General features: G+C 38.2%; 15 protein-coding genes, 1 other RNA gene and 2 pseudogenes. 17 read left to right on the top strand and 1 reads right to left on the bottom strand.

All coding sequences use genetic code 11. The features are described 5' to 3' along the window. The 3 genes from ADH31_RS10165 to ADH31_RS04305 all read left to right on the top strand — a co-directional run. Positions 1 to 213: hypothetical protein (locus tag ADH31_RS10165; protein WP_204373479.1), on the top strand; the 213-nt coding region annotated here is incomplete at its 5' end. A 455-nt stretch (positions 214 to 668) separates the two neighbouring features. Then, positions 669 to 905 (top strand): sigma(X)-activator ComW, encoded by a 237-nt coding sequence (comW, locus tag ADH31_RS04300; RefSeq protein WP_049509162.1) that lies wholly within the window; start codon positions 669 to 671, stop codon positions 903 to 905. Positions 906 to 1,136: 231 nt separating this feature from the next. After that, positions 1,137 to 2,423, top strand: a complete 1,287-nt coding sequence (locus tag ADH31_RS04305; protein ID WP_025171244.1) for an adenylosuccinate synthase — start codon at positions 1,137 to 1,139, stop codon at positions 2,421 to 2,423. Positions 2,424 to 2,903: 480 nt separating this feature from the next. Here the strand turns inward: ADH31_RS04305 and ADH31_RS04310 are convergent, their stop codons facing one another. Further along, the gene (locus tag ADH31_RS04310) at positions 2,904 to 3,443 is read right to left on the bottom strand and encodes a hypothetical protein (RefSeq protein ID WP_049509163.1); all 540 of its coding nucleotides are present in this window, start codon (positions 3,441 to 3,443) and stop codon (positions 2,904 to 2,906) included. 310 nt (positions 3,444 to 3,753) lie between these two features. Between ADH31_RS04310 and tadA the strand changes: the two genes are divergently transcribed. The 14 genes and pseudogenes from tadA to ADH31_RS04370 all read left to right on the top strand — a co-directional run bounded on the left by tadA (position 3,754) and on the right by ADH31_RS04370 (position 12,954). Further along, positions 3,754 to 4,221: a tRNA adenosine(34) deaminase TadA gene (tadA, locus tag ADH31_RS04315; protein WP_049509164.1), complete on the top strand. Its 468-nt coding sequence runs from the start codon at positions 3,754 to 3,756 to the stop codon at positions 4,219 to 4,221. A 32-nt stretch (positions 4,222 to 4,253) separates the two neighbouring features. After that, positions 4,254 to 4,351, top strand: an RNA gene (gene ffs / locus ADH31_RS09610) — signal recognition particle sRNA small type. A 213-nt stretch (positions 4,352 to 4,564) separates the two neighbouring features. Beyond that, positions 4,565 to 5,008 carry a dUTP diphosphatase gene (locus tag ADH31_RS04320; RefSeq protein WP_000701987.1) on the top strand — a complete coding sequence of 148 codons (444 nt, stop codon included), beginning with the start codon at positions 4,565 to 4,567 and terminating at the stop codon, positions 5,006 to 5,008. 1 nt (position 5,009) lies between these two features. Further along, positions 5,010 to 5,549 (top strand): histidine phosphatase family protein, encoded by a 540-nt coding sequence (locus ADH31_RS04325; RefSeq protein WP_049509165.1) that lies wholly within the window; start codon positions 5,010 to 5,012, stop codon positions 5,547 to 5,549. Positions 5,550 to 5,559: 10 nt separating this feature from the next. Continuing rightward, positions 5,560 to 5,721, top strand: a pseudogene (locus tag ADH31_RS09905) (DNA repair protein RadA); the annotation flags it as partial. Continuing rightward, positions 5,717 to 6,019: pseudogene (locus tag ADH31_RS04330) on the top strand (isochorismatase family protein); the annotation flags it as partial. The pseudogenes ADH31_RS09905 and ADH31_RS04330, both read left to right, overlap by 5 nt. An 18-nt stretch (positions 6,020 to 6,037) precedes the next feature. Next, positions 6,038 to 6,553 (top strand): histidine phosphatase family protein, encoded by a 516-nt coding sequence (locus ADH31_RS04335; protein ID WP_049509166.1) that lies wholly within the window; start codon positions 6,038 to 6,040, stop codon positions 6,551 to 6,553. 10 nt (positions 6,554 to 6,563) lie between these two features. Further along, positions 6,564 to 7,928, top strand: coding sequence for a DNA repair protein RadA (gene radA, locus ADH31_RS04340; protein WP_080980065.1), 1,365 nt, complete (start codon positions 6,564 to 6,566; stop codon positions 7,926 to 7,928). A 70-nt stretch (positions 7,929 to 7,998) separates the two neighbouring features. Then, on the top strand, positions 7,999 to 8,694 hold the full coding sequence (locus ADH31_RS04345; protein ID WP_049509168.1) for a TIGR00266 family protein: 696 nt from the start codon (positions 7,999 to 8,001) through the stop codon (positions 8,692 to 8,694). Between the two features lie 160 nt (positions 8,695 to 8,854). Then, a complete protein-coding gene (locus ADH31_RS04350; protein ID WP_049509169.1) occupies positions 8,855 to 9,349 on the top strand; it encodes a beta-class carbonic anhydrase in 495 nt (164 codons plus the stop codon). A gap of 216 nt (positions 9,350 to 9,565) precedes the next feature. After that, the gene (locus tag ADH31_RS04355; RefSeq protein ID WP_000010179.1) at positions 9,566 to 10,534 is read left to right on the top strand and encodes a ribose-phosphate diphosphokinase; all 969 of its coding nucleotides are present in this window, start codon (positions 9,566 to 9,568) and stop codon (positions 10,532 to 10,534) included. A gap of 300 nt (positions 10,535 to 10,834) precedes the next feature. Continuing rightward, a complete protein-coding gene (abpA, locus tag ADH31_RS04360) occupies positions 10,835 to 11,467 on the top strand; it encodes an amylase-binding adhesin AbpA (RefSeq protein WP_049509170.1) in 633 nt (210 codons plus the stop codon). A 74-nt stretch (positions 11,468 to 11,541) separates the two neighbouring features. Next, on the top strand, positions 11,542 to 12,381 hold the full coding sequence (gene srtB / locus ADH31_RS04365; protein ID WP_049509171.1) for a class B sortase, LPKTxAVK-specific: 840 nt from the start codon (positions 11,542 to 11,544) through the stop codon (positions 12,379 to 12,381). A gap of 135 nt (positions 12,382 to 12,516) precedes the next feature. Continuing rightward, positions 12,517 to 12,954 (top strand): CoA-binding protein, encoded by a 438-nt coding sequence (locus ADH31_RS04370; RefSeq protein ID WP_049503826.1) that lies wholly within the window; start codon positions 12,517 to 12,519, stop codon positions 12,952 to 12,954. Positions 12,955 to 13,026: the final 72 nt, after the last annotated feature.

Here is a 13,026-nt window from a genome sequence, read left to right on the forward strand (position 1 = left end):
ACTGTTAATCATGATGTCGTAGGTTCGAGTCCTACTGGCGGAGTATGTAAACGTTCTAAGGAACGTTTTTTTATTTATCTTTCAGAGGTCATCTTGATCCTTTTTTTATTTAGCTCTTTATTAATATTTAATATCTTTTATAAGTTTGTTATATTTGATTCTTTTATTTTAAGTAATTTTGTAGTATATTTAATAGATTTCACACTCATTTAAAATCAAATAGTGTAGAAATTTCAATGTTTAAACATATATGTCTTAGTTTTTATTAAAAACTTTTTCGTTGACTTATTAGAATACGGTAAGTCCATCAATCGGATGATAAGTTTTCAAGTTTATACTTTGAACATGATATTTCTTAAGCAGGTTATTAATAAAAAGTGCTCTGTGATTTTAATTGAGTATCAGAAGTAAATCTTTAATGGATTGTGAGGGGTTGTTTTTTTGTTCTTATGATTCTTTTTCAATTAAGTTAGCTCCCATATTTTCTACAATGATTTTTCCTATAGCTCTTTTTTATTTTGAAATGTATTTTTATATATCTGTTCTGTCAATTTTCTGTAACTGTTATTAATTTTACTATTCACAATAGGACATGATAGAAGTATTCTCCCAGCTTCTTCTATTTTTTTGTTATACTCATTTTATCAATAGAAATGGAGTCAAATAAAATGATTGAACAGATTTATGAACAATATCTTGATTTTTATGATGTTATTGAAAAGGAATATAGTTATTTAGTAGATAATGATTTAGAATGGGAAGTTTTTCATCTTCGATTTTTACTCTATTATTTAGTTCGGTACAAGCTTGATATTATGCATCCTTTATTTTCTTTCCACTATAGAGCTTGCTATCGTTTGTACATTGAACAGCTATTAATTTCAAATGACTGTGTTGGGGGATAATTTATAATTTTCATATTTCCGAACGATTTTATATTTTTTTCTTTTCATAATATAAATTTACAATATTTTTTTAATATTAATTTTCTAATTTTCTCTAATTCCCTAATGTTTCTGGTCTTTGGTCTTGAAAAAATTGAGAATCTTTATTATAATAAATTGTAAGATATAATTGCAGGTGAGATTCCTGCCATGTATGTGAGAAAGGAAGAGCCTAAGGGCTCAGACAAGATTATGACTTCAGTTGTTGTTGTAGGTACCCAGTGGGGTGATGAAGGTAAAGGGAAGATTACAGACTTCCTTTCAGCTAATGCAGAAGTGATTGCACGTTACCAAGGTGGCGATAATGCTGGTCACACAATTGTGATTGATGGAAAGAAATTTAAGTTGCACTTGATTCCTTCTGGAATTTTCTTCCCTGAAAAAATTTCTGTCATTGGGAATGGGATGGTTGTAAATCCTAAGTCACTTGTGAAAGAGTTGAGCTATCTTCATGATGAAGGTGTTACAACAGATAATCTACGTATTTCTGATCGTGCGCATGTTATTTTGCCGTACCACATCGAGTTAGACCGTCTGCAAGAAGAAGCTAAGGGTGAAAATAAAATTGGTACTACTATCAAGGGTATCGGGCCAGCTTATATGGATAAGGCTGCTCGTGTTGGAATCCGTATTGCAGATCTTTTGGATAAAGAGATTTTCCGTGAACGTTTAGAACGCAATCTTGCTGAGAAAAATCGTCAATTTGTAAAATTGTATGATAGCGAACCTATTTCATTTGATGATATTTTTGAAGAATATTATGAGTATGGCCAACAAATCAAGCAATATGTAACAGATACTTCTGTTATCTTGAATGATGCACTTGATAATGGCAAACGTGTTCTCTTTGAAGGTGCACAAGGGGTCATGTTAGATATTGACCAAGGGACTTATCCGTTTGTTACTTCTTCAAACCCTGTTGCTGGTGGTGTGACGATCGGTTCAGGTGTTGGTCCAAGCAAGATTGACAAGGTTGTAGGTGTATGTAAAGCTTATACAAGTCGTGTTGGTGATGGTCCATTCCCAACTGAATTGTTTGATGAAGTGGGAGAACGCATTCGTGAAGTAGGTCATGAGTATGGTACTACAACAGGTCGTCCACGTCGTGTAGGTTGGTTTGACTCAGTTGTGATGCGTCATAGTCGCCGTGTTTCTGGCATTACAAATTTATCTTTGAACTCTATCGATGTTTTGAGTGGTTTGGATACAGTTAAAATCTGTGTTGCTTATGATCTTGACGGTCAACGCATTGACTACTATCCAGCTAGTCTTGAACAATTGAAACGTTGTAAACCTATTTATGAAGAATTACCAGGTTGGTCAGAAGATATCACTGGAGTACGTACTTTGGAAGATCTTCCTGAAAATGCACGTAACTATGTTCGTCGTGTTAGCGAATTGGTTGGCGTTCGTATCTCTACTTTCTCAGTAGGTCCTGGTCGTGAACAAACAAATATTTTAGAAAGTGTTTGGTCATAAGAGATTTTTTAAGATTTGTTTAAGATAGTTCAGCTATACTATAGACAGTTACAAGAAGACCTCCTAACTTGTTGTAACAAATATCCTAAACTTTTCTTTTTCATAATAATCTCCCTATAAAGTCACCGCATTCGGTGGCTTTTTTTTCAGTTTTTAAGTCCTATCTGGGTGTCTTCTTGAAAGTAGGATATGAAGAAAAAACATAGGGCATTAAGTCTCTAGATTAAGTCTTGATTTGGTAGCCCCAGATCTACGAGTTTTCAACATTTTGGTAAATTAGTTAAGGTTGTGAATGCAGAAAAGAAGTTTCGGTAAAAGGAGCTTTTTGAATTGGAAAATACCAACAAATCGTTCAGTTGGCTAACACATCAAAGGCTCATAACTTAAGCAAAAAAGAGGTTGGGATTTCTGATCCCAGCCTCTTCAGTGAACTATTTTCTTGAGAATTTGTAAGTTAGACAAACTTGAATTTTTTCTGAATCAGCTTACTTGATTATCTGATTTATCACTTTGAAATTGCTTCATTTCGTACATAAAAGTATCTGCTTTTAGTTTGTCTGTGATGATACTGACTCTGACTAGCTTATTTAGTTTTTTTTCATGTCCTTCTAAAAAAATAGGATTTCTAATTTTTATGTTTAACTTTACGCAATTAAAAGGACGTTTTTTAATGGTTAGTTGTTCAATATCTTGAAGTTTAAATTGATAATGTAATAAGCTGTGGCCTCTATTGCTATAGGTATAATACTGAACAATATTGTTTTTATAAACTTCTAATTTTACTCCATTTATGAAGAGAGAATAGCTCATAAACCATATAAGGAGGGGAGCATAAATTAGCACTATCGCCATAACAATCTTGTCTGAAAAATCAGTATTATAAGCCATCAGGTGCTTTAGAATCCAGAGAACCATAACAGATAAAGATATTATGGATGGCCCTCCTACTCTATTAAATGTATCTTTGTAAGGGGACATCAAGATAAGTTTTGGTTCATCCTGTAAAAACTCTAATTGCATTAGTTACTCTTTCATCTTGTTTGTAATTTAAATCTCAGGATAATCATCTCTTGGAGACTTATCGTTAAAAATGTTTCAACAGATTTGGACATTCCGTATCAGTTGTCTCCATTACTTTCAGTTCATGATTTCTAATGTTTCTCTCAATTTTGCTACTATTATACTCTTTTTAAAACATTATTTCTACAATCCAGAGAGATAGATTACTATCTATAGAAAAGTTAGTTACTGCAAATATTATAGAGCTCTTTTTTTGTCTAGGAAAACATGCTATAATGATAGAATTGATAGGTGAGAAAAGAGAGAAGTTATGGATTATACAGTTGAAGAAAAAGAAGCATTTATGAGAGAGGCCTTAAAGGAGGCAGAGATTGCTTTAGAGAATGATGAAATCCCGATTGGTTGTGTGATTGTCAAGGATGGGAAAATCATCGGGAGAGGTCATAATGCGCGCGAGGAATTGCAACGTGCAGTCATGCATGCGGAAATTATGGCCATAGAGAATGCTAATTTGAGGGAAGAGAGTTGGCGTTTACTCGACTGCACACTTTTTGTGACTATTGAGCCTTGTGTGATGTGCAGCGGGGCGATTGGGCTTGCTCGTATCCCTAAGGTAGTTTATGGGGCTAAAAATCAGAAATTTGGTGCAGCTGGAAGTCTGTATGATATCTTGACAGACGAGCGTCTTAATCATCGTGTGGATGTTGAGACGGGGATTTTAGAGAGTGAATGTGCAGGTATTATGCAGGAATTTTTTAGAAATCGACGGAAAAAATAATTTCTCTTTTAAAATCTTTGGGAATGTGGTATAATAACTAATGGAGCAACAGTTCTGCGTGAAGCGGGTCAGGGGAGGAATCCAGCAGCCCTAAGCGAAGTGAATTGTGTGCTCTTTTTTTGTGCTTTAAAGAAAATAGTTTAAGTGTGGCTAAATAGGAATGAGTTTGTTAATAAAAGGGAAAATAAGGGACATTTGAAATATCTTTAAATTTTTTTGTATGATTTTATTGTTTGCTTTTTGATAGGACACTTTTCTTTATTTTATATAGAAGATTTTTCGTGCTTTTTTCGAATAAATAAGATAAAATAGCCTAGAATAAAAGATTAAAAAGAGGGAAAATATGAAAATTCGTGGTTTTGAATTAGTTTCTAGTTTTACAGATGAAAATTTATTGCCGAAGCGCGAGACAGCGCATGCGGCTGGTTATGATTTAAAGGTTGCGGTGCGTACGGTCATTGCTCCAGGTGAGATTGTCCTTGTTCCAACAGGGGTTAAGGCCTATATGCAACCGACTGAGGTTCTCTACCTCTATGATCGTTCTTCAAACCCTCGTAAGAAGGGCTTGGTTTTGATTAACTCTGTGGGTGTCATTGATGGAGATTATTATGGTAACCCAGGAAATGAAGGACATATTTTTGCTCAGATGAAGAATATCACAGACCAAGAGGTTGTTCTTGAAGTTGGGGAACGTGTGGTTCAGGCTGTCTTTGCTCCATTTTTGATTGCGGATGGCGATGCGGCAGATGGCGTGCGGACTGGTGGATTTGGATCAACTGGGCACTAAGATGAAGATTATCTTTGTACGTCATGGGGAGCCAGATTATAGTATGCTTGATAAACTTGAAAATCCGCAACTCTATAGTGGTTTTGGTCGTGATTTAGCACCATTGACAGGAAAAGGTCGCAGTCTGGCAAAAGAAGCTGCTAAAACTGCATGTTTTGGAAAGGCAGAGATTATTATTTCATCGTCTGTGACGAGGGCTTTAGAAACAGCACATTATATAGCAGTTGAAACAGGATTGGACTTATTTGTGGAGCCGTTTTTTCATGAGTGGCGTCCAGACTTAGATGGCACTAACTCTGATTTAACTAGTGTATTGGTAGCTCATGAATATTATCTAAAACATCAAGGAGGTTTATCTGAAGATTCTCCCTATCGCTATGAAACTGATCTAGAGATGCGTCATCGTTTTTTAAGAGCTTTGGAAAAGTATAAAAATTATAAAACTATTATCATTGTAACTCACGGAATGCTCATGCGCCAGTTTGTGCCAAATGATAAGATTGATTTTTGCCAAGTGATTGAATGTGAGATAGAGATATAGAAAGAGGTTTATTATCGCAAAGAAAAAGGCGACATTTGTGTGTCAAAATTGTGAGTATAATTCCCCTAAGTATTTAGGGCGCTGTCCAAACTGTGGGTCTTGGTCTTCTTTTGTTGAGGAGGTTGAGGTTGCAGAGGTCAAGAATGCGCGTGTGTCCTTGACGGGGGAGAAAAGACAGAAAGAAGAAATTTGCGACCGGCTTGCTGCTTGTATCTTCTCGTATCTTTGAGAAGCGTCGGGCTTCTTGCTTTACTAATCTAGATTTAAAAGATTTTTTAGAGGAAAACGGTGCTAAAAGCATAGAGTTTATAGGGGTAGATGGCAATGGCTGTGTTAAGGCTTCCGTTTTGGCAGCTACCAAGGAGAATTATCAGGTTTCTGTCGATTTGTCTGCTGTCGGAGTTGCCAACCAGAAGAAATTCTCTAAAACACTGAAGCAGTGGCAAGATTGCGGAATCAAGATTGGATAGTTTTATGGGGATCTTAATATGAAAATTATTTTTGTCCGTCACGGGGAACCAGATTACCGTGAGTTAGAGGAGCGTTCCTATACTGGATTCGGGATGGATTTGGCGCCCTTATCAGAGGAGGGAAGACAGCAAGCTCAGGAACTGAGCGAACATTCTTTGCTACACTCAGCTGATCTACTAGTTTCTTCTGCAGTCACAAGAGCTTTAGAGACTGCTAGCTATGTGGCTCGTGCTACTGGACTTCCTTTGAGAGTGGAGCCATTATTGCATGAATGGCGAGTCTATGAAAGTGGAGTAGAGAATTTTGAAAAAGCTCGTACTCTGTTTCTAGGAAATAATGGATTCTTACCTTCTAATAGTCCTATTCAATATGAGACAGCTGAGGAAATGAGGTCTCGGTTTCTAGAATCTATGGGCAAGTATCGAGACTATCAGACAGTCGTTGTTGTCACTCATCGAATGCTCATGCGTCAATTTGTACCGAATGAAACCATTGATTTTTGCCAAGTGATTGAGTGTGAGATAGAGATTTAGAAAGAGGTTTATCATCGCAAAGAAAAAAGCGACATTTATATGTCAAAATTGTGGGTATAATTCCCCTAAATATCTAGGACGTTGTCCAAACTGTGGGTCTTGGTCTTCTTTTGTAGAAGAGGTCGAGGTTGCAGAAGTCAAGAATGCGCGTGTGTCCTTAACAGGTGAGAAAACCAAGCCCATGAAACTGGCTGAAGTGACCTCCATCAATGTCAATAGAACCAAGACAGAGATGGAGGAGTTTAACCGAGTTCTTGGTGGAGGTGTGGTACCAGGAAGTCTTGTCCTTATCGGTGGGGATCCTGGGATTGGGAAATCAACCCTGCTCTTACAAGTCTCAACCCAGCTGTCTCAAGTGGGGACAGTTCTCTATGTCAGTGGGGAGGAATCTGCCCAGCAAATCAAACTCCGTGCAGAGCGTTTAGGTGATATTGATAGTGAGTTTTATCTCTACGCAGAGACTAATATGCAGAGTGTTCGCACAGAGGTGGAGCGCATCCAGCCAGACTTCCTCATTATTGACTCCATCCAGACTATCATGTCTCCTGAGATTTCTGGAGTTCAGGGTTCTGTTTCCCAGGTACGTGAGGTGACGGCCGAGCTCATGCAGCTGGCCAAGACCAATAACATTGCCATCTTTATTGTCGGGCATGTGACCAAGGAAGGAACCTTGGCGGGTCCTCGTATGTTGGAGCATATGGTGGATACGGTGCTTTACTTTGAAGGGGAACGCCACCATACCTTCCGTATCTTGAGAGCGGTCAAAAACCGTTTTGGCTCGACCAACGAGATTGGAATCTTTGAGATGCAATCAGGTGGCTTGGTTGAGGTGCTCAATCCTAGTCAAGTTTTCCTAGAAGAACGTTTAGATGGAGCAACTGGTTCGTCCATCGTGGTGACTATGGAAGGAACCCGTCCTATTCTTGCGGAGGTTCAAGCCTTGGTAACACCGACTATGTTTGGAAATGCCAAGCGGACTACAACAGGCCTTGATTTCAATCGTGCAAGTTTGATTATGGCTGTTTTGGAAAAACGAGCAGGGCTTCTTTTACAAAATCAAGATGCCTATCTCAAATCTGCTGGTGGTGTCAAATTGGATGAGCCTGCCATTGACTTGGCTGTTGCGGTTGCCATTGCTTCGAGTTACAAGGATAAACCAACCAACCCTCAGGAATGTTTTGTAGGAGAATTAGGTTTGACTGGAGAGATTCGGCGCGTAAATCGTATCGAGCAACGGATCAATGAAGCAGCGAAACTTGGATTTACAAAAATCTATGTACCGAAAAATTCCTTGACTGAAATCAAACCCCCTAAGGAAATTCAGGTGATCGGAGTGACCACTATCGGAGAAGTCTTGAAAAAAGTATTCTCCTAATAGTTGTACTCAGGTTTAGATTACTAATTATTTTATTGCTAACATTTATTAAAACAAGGAGGAATTTCTGATGAAATTTTCTATGGACAGTCATATGCAATTTCCTTTGGTAGAGTTGTCACTCAATCAAGGAGAAACCGTCTATATCCAGCGAGGTAGTATGGTTTACCACACGCCTAACGTAAGCCTCAATACCCAACTCAATGCCAGCGGTTCTGGTTTGGGACGTTTTGTCAAAGCTGTAGGACGTTCAATGGTTTCTGGCGAAAGCACCTTCATTACTCAAGCAGTTGCAGAGTCTGACAACGGCAACCTTGCTTTAGCACCAGATACTCCTGGTCAAGTGATTGCTCTCGAGCTAGGAGAAAAGCAATATCGATTGAATGATAGAGCCTTTCTAGCTCTTGATGGTACAGCTTTCTATACAATGGAGCGCCAATCTATTGGGAAAGCTCTGTTCGGAGGGCAAGGCGGTCTCTTTGTGATGACAACTCAAGGTCAGGGAACGCTTTTGGCTAATGCTTTTGGATCTATTAAGAAAATTGAGCTTCAAAACCAAGAAATAACTATTGACAATGCCCATGTGGTGGCTTGGAGTCAATCTTTGGACTATCATATCCACTTAGAAAATGGTTTCTGGCAATCTATTGGTACAGGCGAAGGAGTGGTAAATACCTTCCGAGGTACTGGTGAGGTTTATGTACAAAGTCTCAATCTTCAAAGCTTTGCAGGTTCTCTCAACAAGTATATCCAAAAAGAATCATAACAATAAAAACTAGGATAGGGACTCAAGCTAGATGCTAGAAGTCTCTGTTCTAGTTTTTTTATATGGAAGTTGAAAACTGACAAGACAAAGAAAAGATGGTAAGATAGAAGATAAATAATTTGGTTTTCAAATTATCTTAAAAGTAAGAAAGTGTGTTGTCATGTCGTATTTTGAACAGTTTATGCAAGCCAACCAGGCTTATGTTGCCCTACATGGGCAGTTAAATCTGCCAATCAAGCCGAAAACAAGAGTAGCCATTGTGACTTGTATGGACTCACGTCTGCACGTTGCACAAGCTTTGGGGTTAGCACTGGGAGATGCTCACATTTTACGGAATGCGGGCGGTCGAGTGACAGACGATATGATTCGCTCACTCGTGATTTCTCAGCAACAAATGGGAACAAGAGAGATTGTGGTTCTTCATCATACAGACTGTGGTGCTCAGACATTTCAAAACGAAGAGTTTCAAGAACATTTAAAAACTGAATTAGGGGTTGATGTCTCGGGTCAAGATTTTCTCCCTTTTCAAGACGCTGAGGAGAGTGTTCGTGAGGATATGCAGTTACTTCGAGAATGCCCATTGATTCCAGATGATGTGGTTATTTCAGGGGCTGTTTATGATGTAGATACAGGCAGTATGAGAGAGGTATACTAACTTTTCCTTTGTGAGTTCCTATCTTCCCATGAGATAGAATGTCTAAGTTGTCACATTTCAGCTTGAATATAAGGAATATAAATGAGCACAAGACAAGGGGATAAATGTCCATTCTTGTCTTATTTTTTATTGAAAAATCAAGAAAAAAGCGCTACAATGGTAGTTGGAAAAATGTTGTGAAAAAACACAAGTGATACATAAATACTGGAGGAAATCATGTCTTTTTCTGATTTAAAGCTGTTTGCCCTTTCTTCAAATAGAGAATTGGCAGAGCGTGTGGCGCAAGAGATTGGGATAGAGTTGGGAAAATCGACCGTACGTCAATTTTCAGATGGAGAAATTCAAGTTAATATCGAAGAATCGATCCGTGGAAAACACGTCTTTATCCTACAATCAACTAGCTCACCTGTAAATGACAATCTGCTAGAAATTTTGATTATGGTAGATGCTTTGAAACGCGCCAGTGCAGAATCTGTCAACGTTGTTATGCCTTACTATGGCTATGCACGTCAGGATAGAAAAGCGAGAGCGCGTGAGCCAATCACTTCAAAACTTGTGGCAAATATGCTAGAAGTGGCTGGAGTGGATCGTTTGTTGACGATTGACTTGCATGCTGCACAGATTCAGGGATTCTTTGATATTCCTGTCGATCACTTGATGGGTGCTCCTTTAATTGCAGACTACTTTGAGCGTCGTGGCATGGTTGGTTCTGACTATGTGGTTGTCAGCCCAGACCATGGTGGGGTGACTCGTGCTCGTAAATTGGCAGAGTTTTTGAAAACTCCAATTGCTATTATTGACAAACGTCGTAGCGTAGACAAGATGAATACCAGTGAAGTGATGAACATCATTGGTAAAGTAGAAGGTAAGACTTGTATCTTGATTGATGATATGATTGATACAGCTGGAACTATTTGTCATGCTGCTGATGCTTTGGCTGAAGCAGGAGCAGTTGAGGTATATGCAAGCTGTACGCACCCAGTTCTTTCAGGTCCTGCTATGGATAATATCCAAAAATCAGCTATTAAAAAATTAGTTGTTTTGGATACTATCTACCTACCAGAAGAGCGATTGATTGATAAGATTGAGCAAATCTCTATCGCACATCTCTTGGCAGATGCTATCATCCGTATCCACGAAAAACGTCCTCTATCTCCATTATTTAGTATTGAGAAAAAAATCTAACGAATTCGTTGGATCAGACAAAACTCCTAACAAAGTGATAGACCTTGTTGGGAGTTTTCTTAAATAGATCAGAAAAATGTGAAAATTTCACTAATTGTTCGTTTTTTAGTCCATTTTTTTCCTTAATCTTTCGAAAATATTGCTTGTTTTTTAAGAATATAATAAATTTTACTCGTTTTTTACCAGAAATTTTAAAAATACTTTAAGAAAAAGCTTGACAACTCTAATATATGTGATATAATTTGAGGTAATAAGGATTATCCTTATAATTAAATTTTAAAATTAAAGAGGAGATAAAACATGAAGAAAGTTTTATTATCATCAGTAGCAGCTCTTGCAGTATTCTCAGCAGCAGCTCCAGTTTTTGCGCAAGGTGAAAACCCAAATGCTTCTAACCAATTGATCCAAAAGAAATATGTTTCTTGGCGTGATGCAGCAGATGAAGCTAACACTCAAGTAGCAGCGCATGATGCTGAAATTCGTGCAGAAGTTGCAACACAACCTTCTGTAGTGGCAGCTCAAGCAACTCTTAATGCAGCTAAAGATTACACTGGTCATGACCATGATGTAAAACTTGCTCGCGCTCAAGAAGACTTTGATCGTGTTTACAACGAAGCTTACAATACTGTTCGCAACCGTTACATCCAAGTTCTTCAACAAAAATACGTTGAAGCTGCTAAAGCTCAACGTAACTTCTACGATGAAACAGCTGTAGAAGCTAACCGTACAAATGAACAACGTATTGCTGATGATCAAGCAGCACAAGGTACAGCTGCATCAGCTGACCAAGCAGCAGCTGATCAAGCTGCAACTAAACCAGAAGATGGTAAACCAGGTGCAGCAGACCAAGCTAAAAAAGCAGACGCTGCAGCTAAAAAAGCTGGAGCAAAAGAAGCTAAAAAAGCTCTTCCAAAAACACACGCTGCTAAATAATTTTATTTAAAAAGTAGCCAATCACTGAAACTTGGTTTCAGTGATTTTTTTGGTAAAAAAAGAGGGAGGAAAAGATGAGTAGACGTTCTACGACAAAGAAATCACCAATTACTAAAATAATTGCTTCAATCGTTGCAGTAGCTATCGTTGCTTTGGGAGGCTTCTTTATCTATAAAAGCTTCCTAGCTCCAAGTGGAGATAAGCAAAATGATGCAAAGGTTACTCAGGAAGCTCCAAAACAAGCCTATACTGCTAGCGCAGAAGAAAAGGAATACCTCGCAAATAAATTTAAAGGCTTGCTTGCAACAAACTCTGAGACGGTTGGTTACGTATATATTCCTGGTACCCAGTTAGATGAACCAGTTGTTCAAACAACGGATAATGCGACTTATTTAGATAAGCGCTTTGATGGCGTTAATGAGCCTTTAATGGGGGCAGTCTTTATGGACGCCGATAACAAGAAGGATTTTAGCGATCGATTGACTTGGTTATTTGGTCACGCTCGTGGTAGTAAAGTGGCTGACCACCGTATGTTTAAAGATGTGAATTACTTCAGTCGCCAAGAATATTTTGATGCACATCCTTATGTAGTCATTGAAACTCCAGAGAGAAAGTATTATTATGAAGCTGTTGCTATGATTATTGTTCCAGAAGAAACAGCTTTTTACCGTACTTCTTTTGATGATGATGCGGATTTTGAGAAACAGCTAAATATTATTTATGATACTGCAGAGGTTAAGAAACCAAATGTTAAGGTATCAGCTAAGGATAAATATCTTGTTCTTTCTACTTGTCGTGAAGAAGATGATACGATTCGTGCCAATCTCTACCTTCGACAAATTCCTGACTCAGAGATGAGTGACTTTGTCAAACAACATGGAGAAAGCCTTCAGTATAAACCAACAAGAGAATAATCTTTAAATAAAATTTTTATGAATCCTCCTCAAATTGAATGAAATTGTTTAATTTTGGGAGGATTTTTTGATTTTATAGTAAATTTCTGCAAACCCTTTCAAAATATGCTATACTGATGAAAAAGGAGGGTTTTTATGACTCAAGAATTTATCAATCCAAGTGATGGCGTAATCCGTCAGTATCTAGAAACCAGTAAGACTCTAGCAGTAGTGGGCTTGTCTGACCGTGAGGAGACAACTAGCAATCGAGTGACAAAGGAAATGCAGGCTCGTGGCTATAAAATCATACCAGTAAACCCTAAGGCTGCAGGTGGGGAAATCTTGGGAGAAAAGGCTTATGCCAGTCTAGCTGATATTCCTTTCCCTGTAGATATCGTTAATGTCTATCGTCGTAGTGAGTTTCTACCAGATGTGGCACGAGATTTTCTCAAGGCTGATGCTAAGATTTTCTGGGCGCAACTAGGACTTGAAAGTCTAGAAGCAGAAGAAATCTTGCGTGCTGGAGGTTGCGATGATATCGTGATGAACCGTTGTATTAAGAGAGAACATACACGCTTAATTCTTGAACAATAAAAAGGTAGCTTGCGGGCTACCTTTTGTGTTATACTCAATGAAAATCAAAGAGCAAACTAGGAAACTAGCCGC

The organism is Streptococcus pseudopneumoniae (assembly GCF_001072375.1).
Lineage (GTDB): Bacteria > Bacillota > Bacilli > Lactobacillales > Streptococcaceae > Streptococcus > Streptococcus pseudopneumoniae_L.

What these genes read in the sequence shown, in the direction of transcription:
- comW (WP_049509162.1), top strand. Translation starts at nt 669, where the DNA reads ATGATTGAACAGATTTATGAACAATATCTTGATTTTTATGATGTTATT.
- ADH31_RS04305 (WP_025171244.1), top strand. Translation starts at nt 1,137, where the DNA reads ATGACTTCAGTTGTTGTTGTAGGTACCCAGTGGGGTGATGAAGGTAAA.
- ADH31_RS04310 (WP_049509163.1), bottom strand. Translation starts at nt 3,443, where the DNA reads ATGCAATTAGAGTTTTTACAGGATGAACCAAAACTTATCTTGATGTCC.
- tadA (WP_049509164.1), top strand. Translation starts at nt 3,754, where the DNA reads ATGGATTATACAGTTGAAGAAAAAGAAGCATTTATGAGAGAGGCCTTA.
- ADH31_RS04320 (WP_000701987.1), top strand. Translation starts at nt 4,565, where the DNA reads ATGAAAATTCGTGGTTTTGAATTAGTTTCTAGTTTTACAGATGAAAAT.
- ADH31_RS04325 (WP_049509165.1), top strand. Translation starts at nt 5,010, where the DNA reads ATGAAGATTATCTTTGTACGTCATGGGGAGCCAGATTATAGTATGCTT.
- ADH31_RS04335 (WP_049509166.1), top strand. Translation starts at nt 6,038, where the DNA reads ATGAAAATTATTTTTGTCCGTCACGGGGAACCAGATTACCGTGAGTTA.
- ADH31_RS04345 (WP_049509168.1), top strand. Translation starts at nt 7,999, where the DNA reads ATGAAATTTTCTATGGACAGTCATATGCAATTTCCTTTGGTAGAGTTG.
- ADH31_RS04350 (WP_049509169.1), top strand. Translation starts at nt 8,855, where the DNA reads ATGTCGTATTTTGAACAGTTTATGCAAGCCAACCAGGCTTATGTTGCC.
- ADH31_RS04355 (WP_000010179.1), top strand. Translation starts at nt 9,566, where the DNA reads ATGTCTTTTTCTGATTTAAAGCTGTTTGCCCTTTCTTCAAATAGAGAA.
- abpA (WP_049509170.1), top strand. Translation starts at nt 10,835, where the DNA reads ATGAAGAAAGTTTTATTATCATCAGTAGCAGCTCTTGCAGTATTCTCA.
- srtB (WP_049509171.1), top strand. Translation starts at nt 11,542, where the DNA reads ATGAGTAGACGTTCTACGACAAAGAAATCACCAATTACTAAAATAATT.
- ADH31_RS04370 (WP_049503826.1), top strand. Translation starts at nt 12,517, where the DNA reads ATGACTCAAGAATTTATCAATCCAAGTGATGGCGTAATCCGTCAGTAT.